Annotated in this window: 22 protein-coding genes; 12 read left to right on the top strand and 10 right to left on the bottom strand. The window is 69.7% G+C overall.

What is annotated here, in order from left to right; genetic code table 11:
• The first annotated feature begins 125 nt into the window (after positions 1-125).
• The 3 genes from Q0599_RS09060 to erpA are packed head-to-tail and all read left to right on the top strand — an operon-like array spanning position 126 to position 1,643.
• Entirely contained in the window at positions 126-791 is a 666-nt protein-coding gene (locus Q0599_RS09060) for a DUF6776 family protein (protein WP_367180919.1), read from the top strand.
• Between the two features lie 41 nt (positions 792-832).
• A complete protein-coding gene (locus Q0599_RS09065; protein WP_298828570.1) occupies positions 833-1,225 on the top strand; it encodes a polymer-forming cytoskeletal protein in 393 nt (130 codons plus the stop codon).
• Positions 1,226-1,262: 37 nt separating this feature from the next.
• The gene (gene erpA, locus Q0599_RS09070) at positions 1,263-1,643 is read left to right on the top strand and encodes an iron-sulfur cluster insertion protein ErpA (protein WP_298828572.1); all 381 of its coding nucleotides are present in this window, start codon (positions 1,263-1,265) and stop codon (positions 1,641-1,643) included.
• A gap of 48 nt (positions 1,644-1,691) precedes the next feature.
• Here the strand turns inward: erpA and Q0599_RS09075 are convergent, their stop codons facing one another.
• On the bottom strand, positions 1,692-2,810 hold the full coding sequence (locus Q0599_RS09075; protein ID WP_298828575.1) for an anhydro-N-acetylmuramic acid kinase: 1,119 nt from the start codon (positions 2,808-2,810) through the stop codon (positions 1,692-1,694).
• A 33-nt stretch (positions 2,811-2,843) separates the two neighbouring features.
• Positions 2,844-4,163 carry a M23 family metallopeptidase gene (locus Q0599_RS09080; RefSeq protein WP_298828577.1) on the bottom strand — a complete coding sequence of 440 codons (1,320 nt, stop codon included), beginning with the start codon at positions 4,161-4,163 and terminating at the stop codon, positions 2,844-2,846.
• Between the two features lie 240 nt (positions 4,164-4,403).
• On the opposite strand from Q0599_RS09080, the gene tyrS reads away from it, so the two are divergent.
• Genes tyrS through dtd form a run of 3 tightly spaced genes read left to right on the top strand, consistent with a single transcriptional unit; the run spans position 4,404 to position 6,984 of the window.
• Positions 4,404-5,639 carry a tyrosine--tRNA ligase gene (tyrS, locus tag Q0599_RS09085; protein WP_298828579.1) on the top strand — a complete coding sequence of 412 codons (1,236 nt, stop codon included), beginning with the start codon at positions 4,404-4,406 and terminating at the stop codon, positions 5,637-5,639.
• Between the two features lie 14 nt (positions 5,640-5,653).
• Positions 5,654-6,544, top strand: coding sequence for a cation diffusion facilitator family transporter (locus Q0599_RS09090; RefSeq protein WP_298828582.1), 891 nt, complete (start codon positions 5,654-5,656; stop codon positions 6,542-6,544).
• Positions 6,541-6,984: a D-aminoacyl-tRNA deacylase gene (dtd, locus tag Q0599_RS09095; RefSeq protein ID WP_298828583.1), complete on the top strand. Its 444-nt coding sequence runs from the start codon at positions 6,541-6,543 to the stop codon at positions 6,982-6,984. Before Q0599_RS09090 ends, dtd begins: the two co-directional genes overlap by 4 nt.
• A 59-nt stretch (positions 6,985-7,043) precedes the next feature.
• Here the strand turns inward: dtd and Q0599_RS09100 are convergent, their stop codons facing one another.
• From Q0599_RS09100 to Q0599_RS09110, 3 genes are all read right to left on the bottom strand, one after another.
• Complete coding sequence (locus Q0599_RS09100; protein ID WP_298828585.1) at positions 7,044-8,012, bottom strand: tripartite tricarboxylate transporter substrate-binding protein; 969 nt, start codon at positions 8,010-8,012, stop codon at positions 7,044-7,046.
• Between the two features lie 118 nt (positions 8,013-8,130).
• Entirely contained in the window at positions 8,131-11,124 is a 2,994-nt protein-coding gene (locus Q0599_RS09105; RefSeq protein WP_298828587.1) for an FAD-binding and (Fe-S)-binding domain-containing protein, read from the bottom strand.
• Positions 11,121-11,813, bottom strand: coding sequence for a GntR family transcriptional regulator (locus Q0599_RS09110; RefSeq protein ID WP_298828590.1), 693 nt, complete (start codon positions 11,811-11,813; stop codon positions 11,121-11,123). Before Q0599_RS09110 ends, Q0599_RS09105 begins: the two co-directional genes overlap by 4 nt.
• 104 nt (positions 11,814-11,917) lie before the next feature.
• Here Q0599_RS09110 and Q0599_RS09115 point away from each other — a divergent pair, with 104 nt between their 5' ends.
• Genes Q0599_RS09115 through Q0599_RS09140 form a run of 6 tightly spaced genes read left to right on the top strand, consistent with a single transcriptional unit; the run spans position 11,918 to position 18,003 of the window.
• Entirely contained in the window at positions 11,918-13,159 is a 1,242-nt protein-coding gene (locus Q0599_RS09115) for an aminotransferase class V-fold PLP-dependent enzyme (RefSeq protein ID WP_298828592.1), read from the top strand.
• A 49-nt stretch (positions 13,160-13,208) separates the two neighbouring features.
• On the top strand, positions 13,209-14,189 hold the full coding sequence (locus tag Q0599_RS09120; RefSeq protein ID WP_298828594.1) for a TRAP transporter substrate-binding protein: 981 nt from the start codon (positions 13,209-13,211) through the stop codon (positions 14,187-14,189).
• A gap of 2 nt (positions 14,190-14,191) precedes the next feature.
• Positions 14,192-14,719: a TRAP transporter small permease gene (locus Q0599_RS09125; protein WP_298828597.1), complete on the top strand. Its 528-nt coding sequence runs from the start codon at positions 14,192-14,194 to the stop codon at positions 14,717-14,719.
• Positions 14,716-15,999 (top strand): TRAP transporter large permease, encoded by a 1,284-nt coding sequence (locus Q0599_RS09130; protein ID WP_298828599.1) that lies wholly within the window; start codon positions 14,716-14,718, stop codon positions 15,997-15,999. Before Q0599_RS09125 ends, Q0599_RS09130 begins: the two co-directional genes overlap by 4 nt.
• The gene (locus Q0599_RS09135) at positions 15,992-16,795 is read left to right on the top strand and encodes an enoyl-CoA hydratase-related protein (RefSeq protein ID WP_298828601.1); all 804 of its coding nucleotides are present in this window, start codon (positions 15,992-15,994) and stop codon (positions 16,793-16,795) included. The genes Q0599_RS09130 and Q0599_RS09135 overlap by 8 nt, the downstream gene beginning before the upstream one ends.
• Entirely contained in the window at positions 16,792-18,003 is a 1,212-nt protein-coding gene (locus Q0599_RS09140) for a CoA transferase (RefSeq protein ID WP_298828604.1), read from the top strand. The genes Q0599_RS09135 and Q0599_RS09140 overlap by 4 nt, the downstream gene beginning before the upstream one ends.
• Positions 18,004-18,012: 9 nt before the next feature.
• Here the strand turns inward: Q0599_RS09140 and Q0599_RS09145 are convergent, their stop codons facing one another.
• From Q0599_RS09145 to Q0599_RS09165, 5 genes are read right to left on the bottom strand one after another with little or no spacing between them, the layout of a single operon-like run.
• Positions 18,013-19,383 carry an ATP-binding protein gene (locus Q0599_RS09145; protein ID WP_298828608.1) on the bottom strand — a complete coding sequence of 457 codons (1,371 nt, stop codon included), beginning with the start codon at positions 19,381-19,383 and terminating at the stop codon, positions 18,013-18,015.
• Between the two features lie 11 nt (positions 19,384-19,394).
• A complete protein-coding gene (locus tag Q0599_RS09150; protein ID WP_298828611.1) occupies positions 19,395-20,849 on the bottom strand; it encodes a nickel-dependent hydrogenase large subunit in 1,455 nt (484 codons plus the stop codon).
• The gene (locus tag Q0599_RS09155) at positions 20,846-21,841 is read right to left on the bottom strand and encodes a HupU protein (protein WP_298828614.1); all 996 of its coding nucleotides are present in this window, start codon (positions 21,839-21,841) and stop codon (positions 20,846-20,848) included. Before Q0599_RS09155 ends, Q0599_RS09150 begins: the two co-directional genes overlap by 4 nt.
• On the bottom strand, positions 21,838-23,280 hold the full coding sequence (locus tag Q0599_RS09160; RefSeq protein WP_298828616.1) for a sigma-54 dependent transcriptional regulator: 1,443 nt from the start codon (positions 23,278-23,280) through the stop codon (positions 21,838-21,840). The genes Q0599_RS09155 and Q0599_RS09160 overlap by 4 nt, the downstream gene beginning before the upstream one ends.
• Positions 23,277-25,037, bottom strand: coding sequence for an enoyl-CoA hydratase-related protein (locus Q0599_RS09165; RefSeq protein ID WP_298828618.1), 1,761 nt, complete (start codon positions 25,035-25,037; stop codon positions 23,277-23,279). Before Q0599_RS09165 ends, Q0599_RS09160 begins: the two co-directional genes overlap by 4 nt.
• Between the last annotated feature and the right edge of the window lie 151 nt (positions 25,038-25,188).

Genomic DNA, 25,188 nt, shown 5'->3' on the forward strand with positions numbered 1-25,188 from the left:
GCACCTCGATCGAGGCCGCCATCGTGCGGCCTCTTTCGTTTCCGACACCGTCTTACCAATCGATACGACCAGACGTCATGCGTTGGAAACTGTTCCGTCGCCGCCTGTCGGTCAGTGCGCCACGCATGATCGTGCGCAGCCACCTGCCGTGGCCGCTGCGCTGGGCGGTGGCCGCGCTTGCGCTCGGCTTCTCGGCGGCGCTGGCCATGTGGGCTTTCGAAACGGGCAAGGGCCTTGCCGGCCTGGATCGCCACGCGCAGGAAGAACTGGCGCGGCTGCGAACCGAAGTCTCTCAGTTGCGCGAAGAGCGGGAGAAAGCGCTGTCGATCGCCAATACCGCCGACAGCCTGCTCAAGGCCGAGCGCACGGCGCAGGAACGGTTGGCCCAGCAGCTCAAGCAGACCGAAGCCGAGAACCTCGAGTTGAAGAACGACCTCGGCTTCTTCGAGCGCCTGCTGCCGGCGGCCGCCGGGGACTCGGTGCTGAGCATCCGTGGCTTGCAGGCCGAGGCAGTGACGCCCGGGCAACTGCGCTACCAATTGCTGCTGATGCAGCCGGGCAAGTCACGTCCCGAGTTCTCCGGTCGCTACGAACTGACGCTGATCGGCACATTGGACGGCAAGCCGTGGTCGTTGCCACAGGCTGGTGGTGCCCATCCGTTGCAGGTGCGGCAATATCGCCGCGTCGAGGGGCTGATCGACCATCCGCCGACGGCGGTGATCAGGACGGTGACAGTAAAGGTCACAGACGGCCGCGGCGCGGTTCTTGCGTCGCACTCGGTGCAGATGTGAGCGGTTGTGGCGCATGACATCGCAAGCCTGGAGGGTTACACATGTTCGGAAAGCAGAAGCAGCCGCCGATTCGCACGCTGATCGGTGAGGGGACCGTGATCACCGGTGAACTGCGCTTCGCAGACGGCCTGCGCATCGACGGTGAGGTGATTGGCGACGTGGTGGGGGCCGGCGAGGGATACAGCATCCTCGTCATCAGCGAGAAAGCCCGAGTCACGGGCAAGGTGATCGCGGGTCACGTGATCGTCAACGGCACGGTGGTCGGGCCCATCCATTCGAACAGCCTGCTCGAACTGCAGCCCAAGGCCCAGATCACCGGGGACGTACGCTACGAGGTGCTCGAGATGCACCAGGGCGCCACCATCGACGGCGAACTCCGGCCGCTGAAAGCCGAGGAAAAACCATCCTTGAAGCTGGCTGCCGCGAATCTGTAAGAATGGGTCCGACGGCGGAGTGCCGAAGGAGCGATCGATGAGTGCAGTGGCCGAGAACATCCAGTCCCAGAGCGTCGCGGACGAACCGCCGGCGCCGATCATCTTCACCGACAGCGCTGCGGGGAAGGTGAAGGAACTGGTCGACGAGGAAGGCAATCCCGACCTGAAGCTGCGCGTGTTCGTGCAAGGTGGCGGTTGTTCCGGCTTCCAGTACGGTTTCACCTTCGACGAGGTCGTCAATGACGACGACACCCAGATGTCGAAGAACGGCGTCACGCTGCTGATCGATGCGATGAGCCTGCAGTACCTCGTGGGCGCCGAGATCGACTACAAGGACGACCTGCAAGGGGCGCAGTTTGTGATCAAAAATCCGAACGCGCAGACCACCTGCGGTTGCGGTTCGAGCTTCTCCGTCTGAACCGTTCCGCTCCGATGACGAGGCCGCCTGCGGGCGGCCTCCTGCTTTTCAGGCGGGGTAGAGACAGCCCAGCACCCTTGTGCCGCGCGCACCGGTGACCGCAGGCAGGCTGGCTGGCTCGCGGCGCATGAATGCGCGTGCCAGCCAGGCAAATGCACAGGCCTCGACCTGGTCGGGCGGCAGGCCGCGCTGGGCGGTCGAGCCGACATGCATGCCCGGCAATCCCGCCGCCAAACGTGCCATCAGGTGGTCATTGAACGCGCCGCCGCCACAGACGAGCAGTTCGCGCGCCTGCGGCAAGAGGCGCTGCAGGTCGCGCGTGCAAGCCCAGGCGGTCAATTCGGCGAGCGTCGCCTGCACGTCGGCCGGATCGGCCGCACCCACCAAAGCGAGCCGTTGCGCCAGCCAGTCGGCGTGGAACAGGTCGCGTCCGGTGCTTTTGGGCGGGGGATGGTCGAAGTAGGGCTCGCGCTGCAGTGCCGACAGCAGGCTTTCAATGACCCGGCCGCTGGCCGCCCATCGGCCGGCGTCGTCGAAGGCCTGCCCACGATGCAGGCGCACCCAATGGTCGAGCAGGGCATTGCCAGGGCCGCAGTCGAACCCGAGCACCGAGCCGTCCGCACTCAACAGCGTGAGGTTGGCGATTCCGCCGAGATTGAGCACGGCGAGGCTCGCGTCGCAGTTTCCAAACATGGCCCGGTGGAACGCCGGCACCAGCGGTGCGCCTTGGCCGCCTGCGGCGAGGTCGCGACTGCGCAGGTCAGCGATCACGGCGATGCCGGTCAGTTCGGCGAGCAGGGACGGATTGTTCAACTGCAGCGTGTAGCCACTGCCGTCGAACTGCTGCGGCCGGTGACGCACGGTCTGGCCATGTGCACCGATCGCCGCCACGGCGGAAGCCGGTCGCGAGGCCCGCGCCAGGAGTTGCTGCACGACCTCGGCGTAACGTCGTGCCACGGCGTTGCCCGCCAGGGCTGCGCGGTGCAGTTCGTCCTCGCCGCGCTGATTCAACGCCAGCAGTTCGCTCGCCAGCAGCTCGTCGAAGGGCAGATGGCAATGACCATGCACCTGCAAGGTGGGTGGCGCAAGGTCAGACCACTCGATGAGTACGCCGTCGACGCCGTCGAGCGAGGTGCCCGACATCAGTCCGATGTAGATCTCTGCCATGCCGGCCCGCCGCGCGTGGAGGCGGCGCGGCCGCTACTCGGCGACCGTGGCGCCGACCGTCAGCGCCGCGTCGAGCTGTCCCCGCATCGACTGGGCCACAGCCGCGAAGCGCTGCCTGCCCATCGCGCTGAGCTGGATGGCCTCGGAGGACTTCGCCATGTTCTGCGGGTTGCGCTGCGCGCCGTTGAGCTTGAACTCGAAGTGAAGGTGCGGTCCAGTGGCCCAGCCCGTTGCGCCGACGGCGCCGACGCGGTCGCCCTGATCGATGCGCTGGCCTCGGCGCACGTCAATGCGGCTGAGGTGTGCATACAGCGTCGACTTGCCGTTGCCGTGATCGATCTCGACCACGTTGCCGTAGCCGTTCTGGCGTCCAGCAAAGTGCACCACACCCCTGGCCACCGAACGCACCGGCGTACCGGTGGGCGCGCCGTAGTCGACGCCCTTGTGGGCGCGCCACTGGTTGAGGATGGGATGCATACGCATCGAAAATCCCGAGGTGACGCGCGAGAACTCCATCGGGCTGGCCAGGAAGGCGCGGCGCTTGCTCGTGCCGTTCAGGTCGTAATACCCGCCACGACCGTCCTCGTCCTTGAACCACACGGCGGAGTGCGGCTCGCCCTTGTTGACGAACTCGGCGGCGATCATCCTGCCGGCCGCATTGTTCCAGGTGATCGGCTCGCCGTCGGCGGTGAGCGTCTCGTACACGACGGAGAATGTGTCGCCCTTGCGCAACTCGCGGTGGAAGTCGAGGTCCACGGAGAAGGCTTCGGCCATCTGGATCGCGATCGCATCCGGGATGCCCGACTCATCGGTGGCGGCGAACAGCGAACTGCGAATCGTGCCGCTGCCCAGGCGCACCGTGGCAGCCAGCGGCACGGTCTCGACGCTGGCCGAGAAGTTCCCCTCGCGACGCTCGATCCGCAGGCGCTCGAAGTGCGTGGCGATCAACGAGCTGTCGGACGGCGCATAGCGCACCGTCAACTCCTCCAGCGTGCCGCTGGGTGTGGCCGCCGCGCGCACGATCTTGCCGGCCCGGCCCTCGAAGATCTTGCGCGCCAGCGCATCGCGGCGCAGGAACTCGATGGCCTCGAGGTCGCTGACGCCCAGACGGGCCAGCAGCGACTCGACGCCGTCGCCGGAGCGCGTGAGGTCACTGCGGTAGAGCTGCAGAGCGTGACCGGCAAGTGCCTCGAGTTGTGGTGCGACATCCTCGGGGTTGACACTTTCCGTCACCAGGCGGCGCGGCAGGTCGGCCGCGTCGGGCCCGTTGCTGGCAATGCCGTAGGCGGCGGCGCCGAAGCCGGCCAGCGCGAGGGCGACGGCCGAGGCCAGGGCGCGCGGATGCGACGACACGAACCGGGCGCCTCGCGCCAATGCTGCCTCGGTGGCGCGTTCCAGAGATCCCAACGATTTCAATTCAGTCTGTGCCGAACGCGAGCGCTCGAGTCAATGCAGGTTGCGTACAAGGGCGTCCACTAGAATCCGTGGCGCCTGCCGGAGCTCATCCGGCCGTTCGGGGCGTGAAAAAACGCACAGCGCAGTATACCGAGCGCATCCCGGACTTCCGTTCGTAATACCCCCATCCCGCGCCCCATGTCCCAGCCCCCTGCACCGCCTTCCGCCCCGGTGACCGACCGCGTGCTGCACGCACTCGATGTGTCCCGGCGAGGTTGCGACGAGTTGTTACCTGAAGCCGACTGGCTTGCCAAGCTCGCCCGGTCCGAAGCAACCGGCGTGCCATTGCGCATCAAGCTGGGGCTGGACCCGACCGCCCCCGACATCCACGTCGGTCACACGGTGGTGCTCAACAAGATGCGCCAGTTGCAGGACCTCGGCCACCAGGTGATCTTCCTGATCGGCGACTTCACCTCGATGATCGGCGACCCCTCCGGCCGCAACACCACGCGACCGCCGCTGACGCGCGAACAGATCGAGGCCAATGCGCAGACCTACTACAAGCAGGCGAGCTTGGTGCTGGACCCCGACAAGACCGAGATTCGATACAACTCCGAATGGAGCGACCCGCTGGGCGCGCGAGGCATGATCCAGCTGGCTGCCCGCTACACCGTGGCGCGCATGATGGAGCGCAACGACTTCGCCGAGCGCTTCAAGGCCGGAACGCCGATCTCCGTGCATGAGTTTCTCTACCCGCTGATGCAGGGATACGACTCGGTGGCGCTGAAGAGCGACCTCGAGCTCGGCGGCACCGACCAGAAGTTCAACCTGCTCGTCGGCCGCGCGCTGCAGTCCGAGTACGGCCAGGAGCCGCAGTGCGTCCTGACCATGCCACTGCTCGAGGGCCTGGACGGCGTCGAGAAGATGTCCAAGAGCAAGGGCAACTACATCGGCATCACTGAGCCGGCGAACGACATGTTCGCGAAGCTGCTGTCGATCAGCGACACGCTGATGTGGCGCTACTTCACGCTGCTGAGCTTTCGCAGCGAGGCGGAGATCGCGAAGTTGAAGGCCGAGGTCGAGGCGGGGCGCAATCCGAAGGACGCCAAGGTGATGCTCGCCAAGGAGATCACCACGCGCTTCCACAGCGCGGCGGCTGCCGAGGCGGCAGATGCCGACTTCGCCAACCGTGCCCGTGGCGGCATTCCCGACCAGATTCCGGCGCTGACACTGACCGGCACGCCGCTGGGCATCGGCGCGTTGCTCAAGCAGGCCAACCTCGCGCCCTCGAGCAGTGAGGCGATGCGCCTGATCGACGGCGGCGGCGTGCGCATCGACGGCACGGTGGTCAGCGACAAGGGGCTGAAGGTCGGACCGGGCACCTACGTCGTGCAGGTCGGCAAGCGCAAGTTCGCGCGCGTCACGCTGGCCTGAGTCCGGCACACGCGATGCAGGCCAAGACCCTGCTCAAGATCTCGGTGGCGGCCGCCGTGGCCACCATCGCGATGAAGACCGCGGCGTGGTGGATCACCGACTCGGTGGGTCTGCTGTCCGACGCGATGGAGTCCTTCGTCAACCTCGCCTCGGCACTGTTCGCCGTGCTGATGGTGACGATCGCCGAACGTCCGGCCGACGAGGACCATCCCTTCGGCCACACCAAGGCGGAGTACTTCTCCAGCGGCTTCGAAGGGCTGCTCATCGTTGGCGCGGCGGTGGGCATCATCTGGGCGGCGGCCGGGCGGTTCGTCGATCCGCGGCCGCTGGAGTCGCTCGGCTGGGGGCTGGCGCTGGCCGTAGCGAGTTCGGCACTCAACGGGCTTCTCGCCTGGCGCATGCTGGTTGCGTCGCGCGAGCAGCGCTCGATCGCGCTGGAGGCCGACGCGCGGCACCTCTTCACCGACGTCTGGACCTCGGCGGGCGTGGTCGTCGGACTGTTGTTCGTGCCGCTGACCGGCTGGCTGTGGCTCGATCCGCTGCTGGCCATCGGCGTCGCGTTGAACATTCTGCGCGAGGGCGCGCATCTCGCCTGGCGCTCTGTCGACGGGTTGATGGACATGGCGGTCGAGCCGGAGGTGCGCGCACAGATCGACGCCACACTCGCGCAGTTCGCGCACCACACCATCCGCTTCGACCACATCGTCACGCGGCGCGCCGGCCAGCGGCGCTTCGTCGATGTCCACATGCACATGCCGGCGGGCTGGACGCTCGGCCGCGCCGCGGCGCTGCGCACCAGTGTCGAGCAGGCGCTGATGAGCGCGGTGCCGGGGCTGCGCGCCTCGATCCAGTTGCTGCCCACCGATGTCGAGGCGCACTTCGACGACCCGAAGGACCTGCTGTGATCGCGCTGCTGCAGCGTGTCTCGTCCGCACGCGTCGAGGTGGCGGGGCGCGTCGCCGGTGCCATCGGCCCGGGGCTGCTGATGTTCGTGTGCGCCGAGCCGACCGACACCGAGGCACTGGCCGACAAGCTGGTGGCCAAGGTGCTCAAGTTGCGCATCTTCCCGGATGATGCCGGCAGGATGAACGTCAGCGTCGTCGACGCCGGCGGCGCCCTGCTGATCGTCAGCCAGTTCACGCTCGCCGCCGACACGGCCGGCGGCAACCGGCCGGGCTTCAGCGGCGCGGCCGACCCCGAACTCGGCCGACGGCTCTACGACCGTGTGCTGGCCACGGCGCGGGCCATGCACCCGCAGGTCGAGGCCGGTGAGTTTGGCGCCGACATGCAGGTGCACCTGGTCAACGACGGCCCCGTCACCATTCCGATCACAATGCGGGCATGAAGGAAAGGGCCGCCCGAAGGCGGCCCTTTGCAGGTACCGGCAGAACCGTTCGGTCGCCCTCAGTCGGCGTACTGGCCGGCTGCCTTGATCGCCGGGGCCCACTTGGCGATCTCGGCGGCGACGAACTTCTTGTGCTCGGCCGGGGCCAGGCGTGCGTCGGTCACGACCACCGCGCCCAGCGCTTCCTGCTTCTTGATGAAGTCGGCGTCCTTGAGGGCCGCGCGCAGCGCCGCGTTGAGCTTTTCGGTCACGGCGGCCGGCGTGCCCTTGGGTGCGTACATGCCGTGCCAGATGCTCACGTTGAAGCCCTTCAGGCCCTGGCTGTCCAGCGTCGGCAGCTTGGACAGTGCCGGCGTCTTCAGCGGGGTCATCGTCGTCACCGCATATGCCTTCACCTTGCCGCTCTCGATCTGGCTGGTGGTGTTGGTGGTCTGGTCGCACATGATGTCGACCTGACCGCCGAGCAGGTCGGTCATCGCCGGGCCGGTGCCCTTGTAGGGCACGGTGGTCATGTCGATCTGGATGCTCTGCTGGAAGAGCAGGCCGCACAGGTGCGAAGCCGCACCCAGGCCGGCATTGGCCAGATTGATCTTGCCCTTGTTTTCCTGCAGCCACTTGACCAACTCGGGGTAGCTGTTCGCCGGCAGGGTCGGGCGACCGATCAGCGTCATCGGCACGTCGTTGACCATGCCGAGATACTCGAAGTCGGTCTCGACGTTGTACGGCAGCTTGCGGTACAGCGCCGGCGCGGTGGACATGCCGATGTGCGCGAGCAGCAGCGTGTAGCCGTCCGGCGACGCCTTGGCGACCTTGGCCGCGCCCAACGTACCGCCGGCGCCGCCGACGTTCTCGATGATCACCGTCTGCTTCAGCGCCGCACCGATCGCGACCCCGAGGTCGCGGGCGACCTTGTCAGTCGGACCGCCGGCCGCGAAGGGAACGACGATGGTGATCGGCTTGTCCGGATATTCGGCGAGGGCGGCGGAGGTGGCGAGGCCGGCCAGCATGGCCGTCATCAGGCGCTTCATGGGATCGTCCTTTCGGGGCGGCAGGTGTGAGATGGCGCGATTGTGGGCAGCGTCTCCCGCCGGCACATGCCGGAAACTACGTAATCCCCGGCGCCGACAGGCCGGGGTTTGCCCCCCGTCAGCGCGCCAGGTGGGCCGCGAGCACGCGGGCAACGTGCAGTGCCTCGCGCTGCGCGCCGTCGGCGACCTGATGCCGGCAACTCGCGCCGTCGGCCACGATCCAGGCTTCTCCGGCAGCGCGCACCGCAGGCAGCAGCGAGAGCTCGGCCATCTGCAGCGATACCGCATGGTGCTCGGACTCGTAGCCGAAACTGCCGGCCATGCCGCAGCACGAGGTCTCGATCAGCTCGGGACCGGCACCGGGGATCAGCCGAAGCACCTCCAGCACTGGCTGCACCGCGCCGAAGGCCTTCTGATGGCAGTGGCCATGCACCTTCATCGGCTTCGTCGCCGGCGAGAACGCCGGCGCGAAGCGTCCGGCGCGGGACTCGCGGGCGAGGAACTCCTCGAAGGTCAGGGCCTGCGCCGACACGGCCTGCGCCGCCGTGCCCAGTCCCATCACCAACGCTTCGTCGCGCAGCGTGAACAGGCACGACGGCTCCAGCCCGACGATGGCGATGCCACGCTCGGCGAAGGGCTGCAGGGCGGCGACCAGCGCGCCGGCCTGGGCCTTTGCACGATCGACCATGCCGGTGGCGAGGTAGGTTCGGCCGCAGCACAGCGGCTCGCCCGAGAGGCCGGGCACGTGCACCGCGTAGCCGGCGGCCTGGAACACGCGCACGGCGTCGCGTGCGTTCTCGGTCTCGAAATGGCCGTTGAAGGTGTCGACCCAGAGCACGACGGCCTTGGCCGCAGCCATCGCCTGCGCGGCGCTTGCCAGGCCGTAGCTCGGCGCCTCGCGCCGCACCGTGTCGCGCCGCCAGCGCGGCAGACTGCGCGCCGCTGCGAGTCCGGTGGCACGCTCCGACCAGCGCGCCAGCGCGGGAATCCGGTTGCGCAGGTTGAACAGCCAGGGCAGTGCGCTCGCCCATCCCGCGTAGCGCGGCAGGTGGGCGATCAGCCTGTCGCGCAGCGTGTGGCCGTGGCGCGCCTTGTAGGCTGCGGTGGCCTCGATCTTCATGCGCGCCATGTCCACGCCGGTGGGGCAGTCGCGCCTGCAGCCCTTGCAGCCGACGCACAGCTCCAGGGCGGACTTCACCGCCTCTCCGTCGAGCGCTTCGCTGCCGAGCTGGCCCGACAACGCCAGCCGCAGCGTGTTGGCGCGGCCGCGCGTGACATGCTGCTCGTCGCGCGTGACGCGGTAACTCGGGCACATCGTGCCGGCGTCGAACTTGCGGCAGTGGCCGTTGTTGTTGCACATCTCCACGGCCTTGGCCAGGCCGCCGCTGGGGTCGCCACCCGTGCCCGGCGCGGTGGTCGTCTCGGTGGCCGGGTCGTTCTGCACGTCCCACGCCGACCAGTCGAGCACGGGCCTGAGCGGGATCGTCCGGTACGAAGGCGGGAAGCGGAACAGTCGCACATCGTCCATCTTCGGCGGGTCGACGATCCTGCCGGGGTTGAACAGGTTGTCCGGGTCGAGCTCGCGCTTGATGGCGCGGAAGGCATCGTCGATCTTCGAGCCGAACTGCCAGCGGATCCACTCGCCGCGGCACAGCCCGTCGCCATGCTCGCCGCTGTAGGCGCCACGGTACCTGCGCACGAGCGCCGCCGCCTCTTCGGCGATGGCGCGCATGCGCTGCGCGCCGTCGCGCCGCATGTCGAGAATGGGCCGCACGTGCAGCGTGCCCACCGAGGCGTGCGCATACCAGGTGCCGCGGGTGCCGTGCCTGCGGAACACTTCGGTCAGCGCGTCGGTGTACTCGGCGAGGTGCTCGAGCGGCACCGCGCAGTCCTCGATGAAGCTGACCGGCTTGCCGTCGCCCTTCAGGCTCATCATGATGTTCAGGCCGGCCTTGCGTACTTCCCACAGCGCCTTCTGCGGGTGGTCGTCGGGCATCTCGACGACGCTGCCGGGCATGCCGAGGTCGGCCATCAGCTCGACCAGCGCCTTCAGCTGCTTCAGCAGCATCGAACGGTCATCGCCGCTGAATTCGACGAGCAGGATGGCGTCCGGACTGCCGATCAGGGCCGTTTCGATCACCGGCCGGAACGCCGGGTTGGCGCGCGACAGCTCGATCATCGTGCGGTCGACCAGTTCGACCGCGCTGGGGCCCAGCTTGACGATGTGCTGCGCCGAGTCCATCGCCGCGTGGAAGCTCGCGAAGTTCACCACGCCCAGCACCTTCGCCCGCGGCAGCGCGCTGAGCTGCAGCGTGAGGCTGCGGGTCATCGCCAGCGTGCCCTCGGCGCCGACCAGCAGGTGCGCGAGGTTGACGCTGCCGTCGGCGGTGTAGGGCCGCTCGCTGCGCGGACGGAAGATGTCGAGGTTGTAGCCTGCGACGCGGCGCATCACCGTCGGCCAGTTCGCGTCGATCTCAGGCGCGAGCGCGTCGGCCAGGCTGCGCACCAGTGCGGCGACGTGGCGTTCCTTCGCGCCCAGCGTCGCCAGCGGCCCGAAGGCCACTTCGCTGCCGTCGGCCAGCCAGGCGTCGATGCGCTCGACGTTGTGCACCATGTTGCCGTAGGCGATGCTGCGGCTGCCGCACGAGTTGTTGCCGGCCATACCGCCGAGCGTGGCCTGCGCGCTGGTCGAGACATCGACCGGGTACCACAGGCCATGCGCCTTGAGCTGGGCGTTCAGGTGGTCGAGCACCATGCCCGGCTCGACCTGCACGCGCCGCGTCTCCACGTCGAGCGCGAGCAGCTTGCGCAGGTGCTTGCTGAAGTCGATCGCCAGCGCCGCTCCGGTGGTCTGGCCGCACTGAGAGGTGCCGCCGCCGCGAGGCAGCACCGGCGCGCCGAGCTCGCGGGCGATCTGCAGGGCGATCGACACGTCGCGCGGCGTTCTCGGCACGAACACGCCGATCGGCATGACCTGGTAGATCGATGCGTCGGTCGCATAGCGACCTCGCGAGGCGAGGTCGAACAGCACCTCGCCTTCGGTCTCGCGCTGCAGGCGCCGCGAGAGCTCCGCGCTGTCGGCGAGCACACCGGAGGGCAGCGGGGCGTTCATGCGCTGGCCTTGCTGCCTGCGTGGAGCTGGCCGCTCTTCATCAGCTCGAGCACCGCGTCGCGCTTGTGCATCAGGTGCTCGACGAGCAGGGAGCGCAGGCCGGCCGCGTCTCGGTCGGCGAGCATCTCCACCATGCGCTCGTGTTCCTTCACCGCGCGCTTCCACTTCGCCTCGTCGAAGTTGGAGCGAAAGCGCAGCGCCTGCAGCCGCGCGTTGACGTTGCGCCATGTCTGCGTCAGCACCGGATTGCGCGCCGCCGCGTTGATCAGCGTGTGGATCTGCGCGTTGAGCCGGTAGTAGCTGGGCAGGTCGCGGCGCGTGAAGGCGGCCATCATCTCGTAGTGCAGGGCGCGGATCTCGGCCAGTTCGGCCGGTCCGATGCGTTGCGCGGCAAGTTCGCCCGACTGTCCCTCCAGCGCGGCGATTACCTCGAAGGTGTCGGCCACGTCCTGCTCCGACATCTGCGCCACCACCGCGCCGCGATTGGGCAGCAGTTCGACCAGGCCCTCGGCTGCGAGCATCTTGATCGCCTCGCGCAGCGGCGTGCGCGAGACCTGCAGCAGTTCGCTCAACTCGCGCTCGTTGAGCTTGGCGCCGGGGACCAGCTGCCCCTCGACGATGCGCTGGCGAAGCCGCACCGCGACCTCCTGGTGCAGCACTTGGCGGGGGATGGAGATGACTTCAGCCATGTTCTGGTATGCAATCCATGACGGCGGCACTCCGGTGATTCTAGGGCAAGCTCGCTTGACAGATGCATTTTGTATGCAAAACTGCCGACCTCTTGGAGCGATTCATGATTCCCCTTGACCAGCATCCCAGCGGCCGGCATCTGTTGCAGATCCCCGGGCCCAGCCCGGTCCCCGACCGCATCCTGCGCGCCATCAGCCTGCCGACCATCGACCACCGCGGTCCCGAGTTCGGCCAGCTCGGCCTGAAGGTGCTGGCCGGCATGCAGCAGATCTTCCGCACCCGCCACCCGGTGGCCATCTACCCGGCCTCGGGCACCGGTGCGTGGGAGGCGGCACTGGTCAACACGCTGAGCCCCGGCGATGCGCTGCTGATGTTCGAGACCGGCCACTTCGCCACGCTGTGGAAGAAGCTCGCCGAGCGGCTCGGCCTGAAGCCCGAGTTCCTGGCCGTGCCGGGCACCGACGCGGCCACCGGGCTGCCGTGGAGCTGGCGTCGCGGCGTGCAGGCCGACATGATCGAGCAGCGCCTGCGCACCGACACCGGCCACGCCATCAAGGCGGTGTGCGTGGTGCACAACGAAACCTCCACCGGCGTCACCAGCGACATCGCCGCGGTGCGTCGCGCCATCGATGCGGCCGGCCATCCGGCCTTGCTGCTGGTCGACTCGATCTCCGGCCTGGCCTGCGCCGACTACCGGCACGACGAGTGGGGTGTCGACGTCACCGTCAGCGGCTCGCAGAAGGGCCTGATGCTGCCGCCCGGCATCAGCTTCAACGCGCTGTCGCCGAGGGCGCTCGAGGCGAGCAAGACGGCCAGGCTGCCGCGCAGCTTCTGGGCCTGGGACGAGATCGTCGAGATGAACCGGTCGGGCTACTGGCCGTACACGCCGAACACCAACCTGCTCTACGGCTTGTCGGAAGCGCTGGACATGCTCCTCGGGCAGGGACTGGAGGCGGTGTTCGCGCGCCACCAACGCTGGGCCGAAGGCGTGCGCGGCGCAGTGCGCGCCTGGGGCCTGCCCATCCAGTGTGCCGACGCGGCGGTGTACTCGCCGGTGCTCACCGGCGTGATCACGCCGCAGGGCGTGGATGCTGATGCGCTGCGCAAGATGATCCACGAGCGCTTCGACCTGTCGCTGGGCACCGGCCTGGGCAAGGTGAAGGGCCGCATGTTCCGCATCGGCCATCTCGGAGACTGCAACGACCTCACGCTGATGGCGGCGCTGGCCGGCGTGGAGATGGGCTTCAGGCTCGCCGGCGTGGCGCTGTCCGGCAGCGGCGTGCAAGCCGCAATGGAGTACTTCGCCGCCCATCCCGCGCCCCGACTGCTGGAGACGGCGGCCTGAGCGCGGCCGCCCACGTAGACAACCCCAACACCATTAAGGAGACAATGCCATGACCACCCGCCGCACCCTGCTCGCCGCCGCCCTGGCCGCCGGATTCGCGCTGCCCGCCGTGGCGCAGGTCGAGCTCAAGCTCGGCCACGTCGGCGGCCCCGGCTCGCTGTTCGAGTTGTCGGCCAACGAGTTCGCGCGTCGCGCCAACGAGAAGCTGGGCGACAAGGCCAAGGTCGTCGTGTTCGGATCGAGCCAGCTGGGGGGCGACCGCGAGCTGATGCAGAAGCTGCGTCTGGGGACGGTGGAATTCGCCATCCCGTCGACGGTGATGTCCTCCGATGTCGAGGCCTTCGGCATGTTCGAGATGCCGTACCTGGTCAAGAACCGCGAGCACATGAAGAAGATCGAGGCCGAGGTGGTCTGGCCGTCGCTCGCGCCGATGGCCGAGGCCAAGGGCTACAAGTTGCTGGCGGTGTGGGAGAACGGCTTCCGCCACATCACCACCAACACCAAGCCGATCGTCAAGCCGGCCGACCTGGGCGGCATGAAGCTGCGCGTGCCGCAGGGCAAGTGGCGCGTGAAGATGTTCCAGGCCTACGGCGCCAACCCCAGCCCGATGGCCTTGTCGGAGGTGTTCGTCGCGCTGCAGACCGGCGTGATGGACGGCCAGGAGAACCCGCTGACGCAGATCTACTCGTCGAAGTTCCAGGAGGTGCAGAAGCACCTGTCGATGACCGGCCACGTCTACACGCCGGCCTACCTCGCCACCGGAGCGCGCAAGTTCGCGTCGCTGCCGGCCGACGTGCAGGCCGCGTTGTCCGCCGCCGCGAAGGAGACCCAGGCCTATGTCTACGAGCAGGCCGCCCGGCTCGACAACGACCTGCTCGACAAGATCAAGGCCGCCGGTGTGAAGGTCAACGAGGCCGACAAGGATGCCTTCATCGCCGCCAGCAAGGGCGTGTACGAGGAATTCGCCAAGGAAGTGCCGGACGGCGGCAAGCTGGTCGACAAGGCGATCGCGCTCGGCAAGGGGATGTGATCTTGTCGGCCACGCTGCGCATCGCCTTCGACCGCACGCTGACCGCCTTCGTGATCTTCCTGCTGGCGACGCTGGCGGTGATGATCCTGGTCGGCGTGGCCTGCCGCAAGCTCGGCATCGCCCTCGTCTGGTACGACGAGGGCGCGTCCATCATGCTCGCCTGGCTGACCTACTACGGCGCGGCCCTGGCGGCGCTGAAGCGGGCGCACATCGGCTTTCCCGGCCTCGTCAACGCCCTGCCGCCCGCGGTCCGCGTGCCGGCGGTGCTGTTCGGCGAGGCGTGCGTGATCGGCTTCTTCGCGCTGCTGACCTGGTTCGGCGTGCAGGTGCTGCAGATCCTCGACGGCGACACGATGGTCAGCCTGCCCTGGGTGCCGACGCAGTTCACGCAGTCGGTGATCCCGGTCGGCGGCGCGCTGTTCATCGTCGCCCAGCTGCTCAGCCTGCCCGAGGTGCTGCGCCAGGCGCGCGGCGCGGGCATCGTCGACCACGAGCAGGCCCCGGTTCAGGACGTTCTGCAGTCGTCATGATCGTCGCCATCATGTTCCTGGGCCTGGTGGGCCTGATCCTGCTCAATGTGCCGATCGCCGTGGCGCTGGGCATCGTCGCGATGGGCGCGATGGTGCATGCGGGCGGCCTGGACGCGCTGCTGAACTCCGCGATCGTCATGTTCAACGGCGCGACCAGCTTCCCGCTGCTGGCGATCCCGCTGTTCATCCTGGCCGGCGCGATCATGAACTCGTCGAGCCTGTCGCGCCGGCTGATCACGTTCGCCTCGGCGCTGTTCGGCTTCGTCAAGGGCGGCCTGGCGATGATCAACATCGGCACCTCGATGTTCTTCGCCGAGATCTCCGGCTCGGCGGTGGCCGATGTCGCCGCGATGGGCTCCATCCTGATCCCGGCGATGAAGAAGAAGGGCTACCCGAAGGAGTTCGCCGCTGCCATCACCTCGTCGTCGGCGACGCTGGCGGTGATCATCCCGCCGTCGATCCCGATGATCCTCTACGCGGTGATGGCCGATGCCTCGGTGGTGCAGCTGTTCGTCGCCGGCATCGTGCCGGGCATCCTCGGCGGCGTCGGCATGATGGCGCTGGCCTACTGGTACGCACGCCGCTACAACTATCCGGTCGAGGAGGTGTTCGAGTGGGCCAAGGTGCGCAGGACCTTCAAGGACGCGGCCTGGGCCTTCCTGCTGCCCCTCATCATCCTCGGCGGCATCTTCGGCGGTGTGGTCACGGCGACGGAGGGTGCCGCGCTGGCAGTGCTGGCGGCGCTGTTCATCGGCGGCGTGATCTACCGCGAGCTGGACTGGAAGCACCTCTACAACGCGATGATGGAAGGGGCCGTCCAGACCGCGACCGTGATGCTGCTCGTCGCGTCCTCCGCGCTGCTGGGCGTCTACCTCACCGAGCAGCAGATGCCGCAGCAGCTCGCGCAGTGGCTGTCCGGCATCACCAGCGACCGCCTTCTGGTGCTGGGGCTGCTGAACCTGTTCTTCCTCGTCATCGGCCTGTTCCTGCATTCGGCCGCAGCGATCATCCTGGTGGTGCCGATCGTGCTGCCGCTGGTCAAGGCGGTGGGCATCGATCCGGTGCACTTCGGCCTCATCGTCACGCTGAACCTCGGCATCGGGCAGCAGACGCCGCCGGTGGCCAGCGTGCTGATGGCGTCGTGCTCGATCGCCAAGGCCGACATGTGGAAGGTCACGCGGGTGAACCTGCCCTTCATCGGTGTGCTGCTCGCCGTGCTGCTGCTGGTCACCTACGTGCCTGCGGTGCCGCTGTTCCTCGTCCAGGCGTTCTATGGCTGAGGCCGGAACGACCCGTGACGAAGACGTCGTGCTGCTGCGGCACGACGGCGCCATCGCGACGGTGACGCTCAACCGTCCCGACAAGCTCAACGCGCTGACCAAGCCGATGTGGCGGCGACTTGCCCAGCTGATGCGCGAGCTCTCGGCCGACGACGGCGTGCGCTGCGTGGTGCTGCGCGGCGCCGGTGGCAAGGCCTTCGCGCCGGGCAACGACATCGCCGAATTCCCGACCGAGCGTGCCGACTTCGCGCAGGGCAAGGCCTATGGCGCGATCCTGCACGACGCGCTGGGAGCCATCGCCGACTGCCGGCACCCGACGCTGGCGCTGATCGAGGGCATCTGCGTCGGCGGTGGCCTGGAGATCGCCGCGTTGTGCGACCTGCGCCTGTGCAACGAGTCGGCGCGCTTCGGCGCGCCGATCAACAAGCTCGGGCTGGTGATGGCCCATGCCGAGCTCGCTGCGCTGGTGCAGCTGGCCGGGCGGTCGGTGGCGCTCGAGATGCTGCTCGAGGGGCGCGTGTTCGGCGCCCGCGAGGCGCTCGACAAGCGGCTGGTGAACCGCGTGCTGCCCGATGCCGACCTCGAGCGCGAGGCCTATGCCTGCGCCGCCCGCATTGCCGCCGGAGCGCCGCTGGCGGCGCGCTGGCACAAGCAGTTCCTGCGCGAGCTCGGCGCCGGCCAGCCGCTCACCGAGGCGCAGCGCGACGAGGGCTTCCGCTGCTACGACAGCGAGGACTTCCGCATCGGCGTGCGCGCCTTCCTCGACAAGGCGGTGCCGGAGTTCGTCGGCCGATGAGCGCCGTGCCCGCCACCGGCCCGCTGGCCGGACTCAGGGTGATCGAGCTGGCGCAGATCATGGCCGGGCCGAGCTGCGGCGCGCTGCTGGCCGACCTCGGCGCCGACGTCGTCAAGGTCGAGAAGATTCCCGGCGGCGACGACACGCGGCGCTACGCCGAACCGCAGGTCCAGGGCGAGTCGGCGGCGTTCATGATGATGAACCGCAACAAGCGCTCGATCGCGGTCGACCTGAAGACCGAAGGCGGGCGCCGCGTGCTGCGCCGGCTCGCGCAGCGCGCCGACGTGCTGACCGAGAACTACCGGCGCGGCGCGCTCGACCGCCTGGGGCTCGGCTTCGACGCGCTGCACGCGCTCAACCCGGCGCTGATCTACTGCGCCATCTCGGGCTACGGCCGCACCGGGCCGGCGGCCGACAAGGGGGGCTTCGACCTGATCGCGCAGGGCGTGTCGGGGCTGATGAGCATCACCGGCGAGCCCGGCGGTGCGCCGGTGAAGGTCGGCAGCCCCGTCACCGACATGAACGCGGGCCTGCTGGCGGCGCTGGGCATCGTGTCGGCCTACGTGCACCGGCTCAAGACGGGACAGGGGCAGTTCGTCGACACCTCGCTGCTCGAGGCCGGCATCCACCAGACCGCCTGGCAGGCGGCGATCTTCTTCGCCACCGGTGTGTCGCCCGGCCCGGGCGGCTCGGCGCATGTGCTGGCCGCGCCCTACCAGGCTTTCCCGACGCTGGACGGCTGGATCAACATCGGCGGCGCCAACCAGTCGAACTGGGAGCGCATCGCAAGGTTGGTCGGCGCGCCCGAGCTGATCGACGATCCGCGCTTCAAGGACAACAGCGCACGCATGGCCCACCGCGAGGCGCTCGCCGCACTGCTCGGCGCGCACCTGCGCGAGCGCCGCACCGAAGACTGGCTGCGCGAACTCGACGCCGCGGGCATCCCGGCCGGACCGATACGCAGCATCGGCGAAATGGCCAGCGACCCGCAGACGCTGGCACGCGAGATGGTGGTCGAGCTCGAGCATCCGGTGGCCGGCCGCACGCGCGCGCTCGGCGTGCCGGTGAAGTTCAGTGCCACACCCGGCAGCGTGCGCCGGCCGGCGCCGACCTTCGGCCAGCACACGCGCGAAGTACTGCGGGAGCACGGCTTCGAGGCCGGCGAGATCGACGCGCTGCTCGCCGAAGGCGCCATCGGCGAGGCCTGAGCCCGCAAGTCAGCCCGCCGCCGCCGGCGTTGCGCAGGGCAGATCGAGCACGAACTCGGCGCCGCCCTGCGCATGGTTGCCGGCCGTCAGACGGCCGCCGTGCTGCTCGACGATGCCGTAGCTGATCGACAGGCCCAGCCCGGTGCCCTTGCCCACTGGCTTGGTGGTGAAGAAGGGGTCGAACAGGCGCGACAGGTGCTCGACGGCGATGCCCGGCCCGTTGTCCCGAAAGCGCAGGCGGGCCATGCCGCCGTCGCGTTCCAGCGTGATCCACAGCGCCGGCGCAGGGTTGTCGCGCGTGGCCGCGGCGTCGTAGGCGTTCTGCACCAGGTTCATCACCACCTGCAGCAGCTGGCCGGCATTGCCGCTCACGGTGCAGGGCACGGCAGGCGTCCAATGCACCGCGAAGGCCGGCGCCGTGCCCTTGCGCACCCAGTGGATGGCGCGCTCGATCACGCCGTTGAGATCGACCTCGCTGCGCTCGCCGCGGTCCATCGCCGAGAAGCGCTTGAGGCCCTGCACGATGTCGGCGGTGCGCTGCGCGCCCTCCAGCGTGCCCTCCATCAGCGAGGGCAGGTCGGCGAGCAGGTGGTCGATGCGCAGCCGGGCGCGCAGCTTCACCTGCTCGTCGGCGGCGGCGTCGGCATGGATCGCCGCCAAGTACTCGCGCAGGCGCTCGGTGTAGCGCTGCAGCGCGTGCACGTTGCCGAGCACGAAGCTGATCGGGTTGTTCAGCTCGTGGGCCACGCCGGCCACCAGTCGGCCGAGCGAAGCCATCTTCTCCGAGTGCAGCAGCTGCTGCTGGGTGCGCTTGAGCGCCTCGTGCGCCTCGCGAAGCTGGTGGTAGGCGCGCTTCAGCTCACCCAGCGGCCGGCCGACGAACACATGGCCGACGCGCTGCCCCGCCGCGTTGAAGCGCGGTGTGATGTTCAGGTCCACCGGCACCGCCTGGCCCTGCGCGTCGCGCAGGTCGATCTCGATCGCGCTGCCGCGCCGCGGCGTGCCGGCGAGCGCGCCGCGGAAGCGCTCCACGCCCGAGGCGTCAGCGAGCAGCGCCAGCAGCGGCGTGCCGCGCAGCTCCGCCTCGCTCTTGCCGACCAGCTCGCGCAGCGCGGCGTTGGTTTCCTCGATGCGGCCGGCCTCGTCGCAGGCCAGCAGCACGTCGCTCATCGACGACAGCAGGCTGAAGATGAACTGCTGCGACTGTTCGAGCTGCGCGTTCTTCTCCTCCAGCGCGATCTCGTCCTGCACCAGTTGCGAGTAGACCTCGTCCATCTTCGCGATCACGTCCAGCCAGGCCGAATCGTCCACGCCATCGATCTGGCCGAGCGCCTGCAGCGTCTCGTGCTTCGCGGGGGCGGGGCGGTCGTGACGCGGCATGACCGGGTTCCTCAATGCACGGTGCAGACCATGCACGGGTCGAAGGAGCGCACGATGTGCTGCACGGCCACCGGCGTGTCCTCGCCGGGTCGCACCGGGGCGCCTTCCAGCGCGGCCTCCAGCGCGCCGGGCGTGCCCGCGGCGTCGCGCGGGGAGAAGTTCCAGCTCGTCGGCGCGACGATCTGATAGCGCGCAATGCGGCCATGGCGCACGCTGACCCAGTGACCGAGCGCGCCGCGCGCGGCCTCGGTGAGGCCGACGCCGTCGGCGTCGCCGGCGAGCCGGTCGGGGTGGAAGAAGGGTTCGCGTGGCACGAGTGCGGCCAGCCACTGCTCGGTCATCGGCAGCACGCGGGCGAGTTCGAGCAGACGCGCCAGCACGCGGGTGGCGACGTTGGCGCCGCTGCGTGCCACGGCGTCGCGCACCAGCGGCTGTCCGCTGGCGAGCTGGCGCGCGATCGCGCCGGTCTCCACCACCGCGCCGGCCAGCCGAGGCGCCTTGTTCCAGCTGTAGCCGCCGGGCTTGTCGGCCAGCGGCTCGGTGAGGCCCTCGCGCGGGTGCAGCGGCGTGTCGCCGGCCAGCCAGGCGTGACTGGCGTCCTCGCGGATGGCGTCGAGGTCGACCTGCTGCAGCGCCTGCGCTGCCTCGTTCCACACGCCGGCGGCGAACGCGTGCGAGCCGTCGGGCTGACGGTAGGCGCCGTAGCTGAGCGTGCGCCCGGGCCCGCGCCCGAGCGCCTCGAGCCCGAGGTCGGCGGCGACGGTGAGGAAGAAGCGCAGGTCGCCGCGCAGCGGATCGCCGGCGTGCCAGCGCTGCAGTGCGTGCTCGCTGTCGAGCTCCGCCACTTCCTCCAGCGGCGCGCCGAAGGTGGTGTGCTCGAGGAAGGCGCGGAACTCGCGCACCTTGACGAGCAGCCGCATGCGCTCGGCCGCTTCCACCGCCCTTGCGCTGCCGCCGCCGTGGATGCTCAGCGTGTGCGGCCACTTGCCGCCCAACGTGCCCATGATCTCGAACCAGCGCTGGCGCGCCGCCAGCGCGGCGCGCGCGTGCGTGCCGGCCATCGCGGCGAAGCGGCGCACACCTTCCGCGAACCACGGTCGCTCGGCATAGAGCGGCCGCGTGAAGTCGGGCATGAAGAACAGGTAGAAGTGCGACAGGTGGTCGGCGAGGTTCTCGCAGGCCAGCATCAGGTTGATCACGTGCACGCCGTTGGGCGGTACCTCGACGCCTGCCGCATCGGCAAGCGCGCGCGCCGCCGCCACCGTCTGCGACACCGAACAGATGCCGCAGATGCGCGGCACGATCACCAGTGCGTCGTGCGGCTCGCGGCCGACGAGCATCTGCTCGAAGCCGCGGAACATCGGGGCGTTGACGCGCGCCGAGGCCACGCGGCCGTCGGCGATGTCGAGCTGTACCTCGAGGTCGCCTTCGACGCGGTTGAAGGGGCCGACGACCAGCCTGCTCATTTGAGCCGCGTCTTTCGCACGGCCGGGGCAACGACCACGTGGTCCGCCGTGGCGTTGCTCTTCACGCGCTTGGGCGTCGCGCTCTTGGACAACGAGGCCAGCGCGACGAACCAGGCCTTCGGCATGTCGGTCGGCAACCCGATCGGGATGCCGGCCAGCTTGGGCGTCTGGTGGTAGGGGTGACCGGGATCCTGGAAGCCCGGCTCGGTGCAGCTGATGCAGGCGTAGCCGCCGCGCGTGCAGGAGCCCTCGCCGTTCCACAGCCGCGTGTTGCAGTCGGCATGCGCCTGCGTGCCCTTGCAGCCCATGTGCTCCATCATGCAGCCCAGGTCCGACGGCTTCTCGGCGCTGGCCTTGAACTCGTAGTACTCGTTGCGCGTGCAGCCGTGGTGCACCAGCTGGTCGGCGTACGAGCGCGGGCGACGAAGCGGGTCGAGGTCCTCGGCGCTGAACAGGTTCGCCGCCAGCGCCATCAGCGTGTCGACGACCCAGCCGGGGTGGGTGGGGCAGCCGGCCACGTTGATCACCGGCAGGCCGCCGCGGGCCGTGAACTCGGCGCCGAGCAGGCCGCCAGGGCGGTCGCCGTCGTACTGCAGCCCGCAGGCCTCGGTGACGTTGGGCCCGGTGGCGGTGATGCCGCCCCAGGCCGCGCAGGAACCGACCGCCACCACGTGCGTGGCCACCGCGGCGAGGTCGCGCACCCACTGGATCATCGGCACGCCGGTGCCGGCCAGCAGGTGGTAGCGGCCGCTGCCGTGCGGCCCGCGCAGCAGCGATCCTTCGACGCACAGCACGTCGACCTGCCGCCGGCCGTCGCGGCAGTCCTCCAGCAGCGTGATCAGCTCACGGCCGCTGGCCAGCGAGAGCGACGGGTGCCACAGCAACTCGACGCCGCCGGCCTCGAGCATGGCGGGGAAGTCGGCCGTGTCGGCGCACAGCAGCGACATGCTGCAGCCGCCGCAGCCGCCGGACTGCAACCACAGCACCTTCATGACTTGTCCTCCAACCCGAAGCGCTGCAGCTTGGCACGCAGGCCCACGCGCGACAGACCCAGTTCCTGCGCGGCGCGCGTCTTGTTCCAGCGGTGGCGCAGCAGCGTCTCGCGCAGCACCATGGCCTCGATCGAGTCGAGCCGCTCGGCCAGCGTGCCGGTGGCAGGCAGCGCCTGGCCGTTGAGCCTTTCGGCATGGGCGCCGGCCTGGCCGTGCAGCAGCTTGCGCGAGAAGGCGCGCGCATGCACCTTGTCGCCTTCGCTCAGGGCGAGCGCGCGGGCGATCTCGTTGCGCAGCTCGCGAATGTTGCCCGGCCAGGGGTAGCTCATCAGCACCGCCCGCGCATCGTCGTCGAAGCTCGAGACGGGCAGGGCCAGTTCGCCCGCCACGTCGGCGAGCAGCCGTTCGGCGATCGGCACGATGTCGCCGGGGCGCTCGCGCAGCGGCGGCATCGCCAGGGTCACACCGGCGATGCGGTAGTAGAGGTCCTCGCGGAAGCGGCCGGAGCGCACGTCGGCCTCCAGGTCGCGATGCGTGGCGGCGATCACGCGCACATCGACCGGAATCGAGCGTGTCGAACCCACCGGCCGCAACTCGCCCTCCTGCAGCACGCGCAGCAACTTCACCTGGAAGGCCGGCGAGGTCTCACCGATCTCGTCGAGGAAGACCGTGCCGCCGTGGGCGCGCTGGAACAGCCCGACATGGTCATCCACCGCCCCGGTGAAGGCGCCGCGCTTGTGGCCGAAGAGTTCGCTCTCCAGCAGGGTGTCGGGGATGGCCGCGCAGTTCTCCACCACGAACGCGCCGGCGCCGCGCGGGCTGGCGTAGTGGATGGCGCGCGCCATCAGTTCCTTGCCGGTGCCCGATTCGCCGAGAAGCAGCACCGACAGGTCGTGGCGCGCCAGGCGCCGCGCCATCTCGCACACGGCATCGAGCGGGCTGCCCGCGGCGCGCACGATGCGGTCGAAGTCGAAGGCGCTGCGGGCCTGCGCCAGCTTCGCCTGGCCCTTGGCGCGCAGCGGGCCGTGGCCGCTGCGCAGCTCGAGCTCGAGCCGCGCCAGGCCATGCTGCAGCGTGCGTGCCTCGGCGGCACTGCGCACGGTCTGCAGCAGGTGGTCGGGCACCCAGGGCTTGAGGATGTACTGCCAGATGCCGGCCTCGTTGATGCCGGCGATGATGTCCTCGCTGTCGGTGTAGCCCGAGATGACGATGCGCACCGCATCGGGCCAGCGCTCGCGCGCCTCGCGCAGGAACTCCACGCCGGTCAGGCCGGGCATGCGCTGGTCGCACAGGATCACGTCCACCGCATGCTGCGACATGCGTTCGCGCGCCTCGTCGGCCCCGGTGGCGGTGAGCACCTCGAAGTCTTCCTCCAGCGTGCGCCGCATCGCGTCGAGCGAGCGCACCTCGTCGTCCACCAGAAGGACGGTCGCGCTCATGGTCGATGGGTGGCCAGGTGCCGCGGCGTCCAGGCGTGCGGCTTGCGGGTCACGAAGTGGTGGCGTGCCACGTGGTAGCTCGGGTCGAAGCCGTAGAAGTTGCGGTGCATCTGCTGCAGTTCCTGCTCGCGGGCCCCCGCCAGCGGGTGGCGCGCCTCGTCGGCGTCGCGCTGCCGCTGCTTGGCCGCGAGGTGTTCGCCATGATCGCACGCCGCGGCCAGCGACTCGGCCTCGGCGGCGGCGCGCCGGCGCAGCGCCTCGCCACCCGCGGGGAATACGGCGTCGACGAGGCCGAGCGAGGCGCACTGAGCCGCCGACATCGGCAGCCGGCCCTGCATCACGCGCTGCGCCACCTCGGCAGCACGGGCCTCGCCGACGCGACGCGGCAGCGTGGCCGTCCAGTACTCCGAGCCGTACAGGTTGCCCATGTTCTTGTAGTGCGGGTTGAGCACCACGCCCTCGTGCGCCCACACCCGGTCGGCGGCGAAGGCCAGCCAGCAGCCGCCGGCGCCGGCGTTGCCGCGCAGCAGCGCGACCGTGAGCCGGTCGGTCATCGTCAGCATCTCCAGTACCACGTCGTCGATGGCATTGATGTTGCGCCAGGAGGCGTCCGCCGCACCGTCGCCCGGCGTCTGCGCGGCCGCCTCGATATCGTGCAGGTGGATGCCGTTGCTGAAGAAGTCGGCGCCGCCCTCGAGCACCAGCACGCGGGTGGCGCGCGTGCGCACGAAGCGCAGGGCGTCGCGCAGGCGCTCGCACTGGCGCGTCGACATCGCGCCGTTGTGGAAGTCGAAGGCGAGCCAGCCGACGCGCTGGCCCGGTGCGCCGGTCTCCTCGTAGCGCAGCTCGTCCCATTCGTCGACGTCGTGCGGCAACGGCACCTCGAGCGCCGGCAGCGCAGCGCACGCGGCGGCGAAGACGCGCGTGGCGGCGAGCTTGAGCGCCGGCTCACCCGGCGCGGCCTCGGCGCGCACATGGCCGATCCACACGCCGCCGTCGACCGTGCGGCGCAGCAGCGCCGGGCCGCGCGTGGCCACCACGGCGCCCGGTGCGCCCTGTGGCGCGCGCTGCAAGGTCGCAGCCGTCGCCGCGTGCGCATCGTGCAGCCGGCAGGCGCGCCCGAACAACGTGTCGGCCACGCCCGGGTGGCCGTCGGCGCTGCGGATCTTGCGCAGCACGGTGGTGGTGTCGTCGCGCGTCCAGTCGATGCAGCGATGTGCCCTCGGCACCGGCCCCTGCCAGCCGCCGCCCCAGGCCGGTGGCGCCGGCAGCGCCGGCATGCTCCCGGGGCCGGCCGCGCCCGGCTGCCAGCGCGACAGCGCCTCCAGCACCGCTTCCGCCGCGCCCTGCGTCACCTCGTGGCGGTACAGGCTCGCCTTGCTCGCGCCGGGGCGCAGGGGGAAGGTGCGGAAGGCCCACACCGGCCCGGCGTCGAACTCGGCGGTGGCCTGCAGCACCGTGACGCCGCCTTCCGCATCACCGCGCAGCACGGCCCAGTCCAGCGCCGCCGGTCCGCGGTCGCCGGGCGGTCCGGGGTGCACCACCAGGCAGGGGCGCACCGACCACACCGACTCGGGAATGCGCCGCTTGAGGAAAGGTGCGATGACGAGGTCCGGGTCAGCCAGCGCGACGGCCTCCTCGGTCACCGCGTCGGCGATGTCGAGTTCCACCGCCACCGTGTGCCCTGCCTCGCGCAGCGCACAGTGCAGCCGCTGCGTGAGGCCGTTGAAGGCATGGCAGAGCAGCAGCAGCTTCATGCCATGGGCCCTGCGCGATGCGCCGCGCCAGCCGGTCGGCCGGCTGGCGGCCGAGGAACACCGACAGCTTGTCGCGCACCGCTGCGGATCTCGGCGTGGCCGGCGTCGGTCCTGCGGAACTCGTGGCGCTGCATGCGCTGAGGGGCTCCGG

This window comes from uncultured Piscinibacter sp., from assembly GCF_937952055.1.
Lineage (GTDB): Bacteria > Pseudomonadota > Gammaproteobacteria > Burkholderiales > Burkholderiaceae_C > Piscinibacter.

Excerpts from the sequence above, each read along its gene's own strand:
- Q0599_RS09060 (WP_367180919.1), top strand. The coding sequence starts at position 126 with ATGATCGTGCGCAGCCACCTGCCGTGGCCGCTGCGCTGGGCGGTGGCC.
- Q0599_RS09065 (WP_298828570.1), top strand. The coding sequence starts at position 833 with ATGTTCGGAAAGCAGAAGCAGCCGCCGATTCGCACGCTGATCGGTGAG.
- erpA (WP_298828572.1), top strand. The coding sequence starts at position 1,263 with ATGAGTGCAGTGGCCGAGAACATCCAGTCCCAGAGCGTCGCGGACGAA.
- Q0599_RS09075 (WP_298828575.1), bottom strand. The coding sequence starts at position 2,810 with ATGGCAGAGATCTACATCGGACTGATGTCGGGCACCTCGCTCGACGGC.
- tyrS (WP_298828579.1), top strand. The coding sequence starts at position 4,404 with ATGTCCCAGCCCCCTGCACCGCCTTCCGCCCCGGTGACCGACCGCGTG.
- Q0599_RS09090 (WP_298828582.1), top strand. The coding sequence starts at position 5,654 with ATGCAGGCCAAGACCCTGCTCAAGATCTCGGTGGCGGCCGCCGTGGCC.
- Q0599_RS09100 (WP_298828585.1), bottom strand. The coding sequence starts at position 8,012 with ATGAAGCGCCTGATGACGGCCATGCTGGCCGGCCTCGCCACCTCCGCC.
- Q0599_RS09105 (WP_298828587.1), bottom strand. The coding sequence starts at position 11,124 with ATGAACGCCCCGCTGCCCTCCGGTGTGCTCGCCGACAGCGCGGAGCTC.
- Q0599_RS09110 (WP_298828590.1), bottom strand. The coding sequence starts at position 11,813 with ATGGCTGAAGTCATCTCCATCCCCCGCCAAGTGCTGCACCAGGAGGTC.
- Q0599_RS09115 (WP_298828592.1), top strand. The coding sequence starts at position 11,918 with ATGATTCCCCTTGACCAGCATCCCAGCGGCCGGCATCTGTTGCAGATC.
- Q0599_RS09120 (WP_298828594.1), top strand. The coding sequence starts at position 13,209 with ATGACCACCCGCCGCACCCTGCTCGCCGCCGCCCTGGCCGCCGGATTC.
- Q0599_RS09130 (WP_298828599.1), top strand. The coding sequence starts at position 14,716 with ATGATCGTCGCCATCATGTTCCTGGGCCTGGTGGGCCTGATCCTGCTC.
- Q0599_RS09135 (WP_298828601.1), top strand. The coding sequence starts at position 15,992 with ATGGCTGAGGCCGGAACGACCCGTGACGAAGACGTCGTGCTGCTGCGG.
- Q0599_RS09140 (WP_298828604.1), top strand. The coding sequence starts at position 16,792 with ATGAGCGCCGTGCCCGCCACCGGCCCGCTGGCCGGACTCAGGGTGATC.
- Q0599_RS09145 (WP_298828608.1), bottom strand. The coding sequence starts at position 19,383 with ATGCCGCGTCACGACCGCCCCGCCCCCGCGAAGCACGAGACGCTGCAG.
- Q0599_RS09150 (WP_298828611.1), bottom strand. The coding sequence starts at position 20,849 with ATGAGCAGGCTGGTCGTCGGCCCCTTCAACCGCGTCGAAGGCGACCTC.
- Q0599_RS09155 (WP_298828614.1), bottom strand. The coding sequence starts at position 21,841 with ATGAAGGTGCTGTGGTTGCAGTCCGGCGGCTGCGGCGGCTGCAGCATG.
- Q0599_RS09160 (WP_298828616.1), bottom strand. The coding sequence starts at position 23,280 with ATGAGCGCGACCGTCCTTCTGGTGGACGACGAGGTGCGCTCGCTCGAC.
- Q0599_RS09165 (WP_298828618.1), bottom strand. The coding sequence starts at position 25,037 with ATGAAGCTGCTGCTGCTCTGCCATGCCTTCAACGGCCTCACGCAGCGG.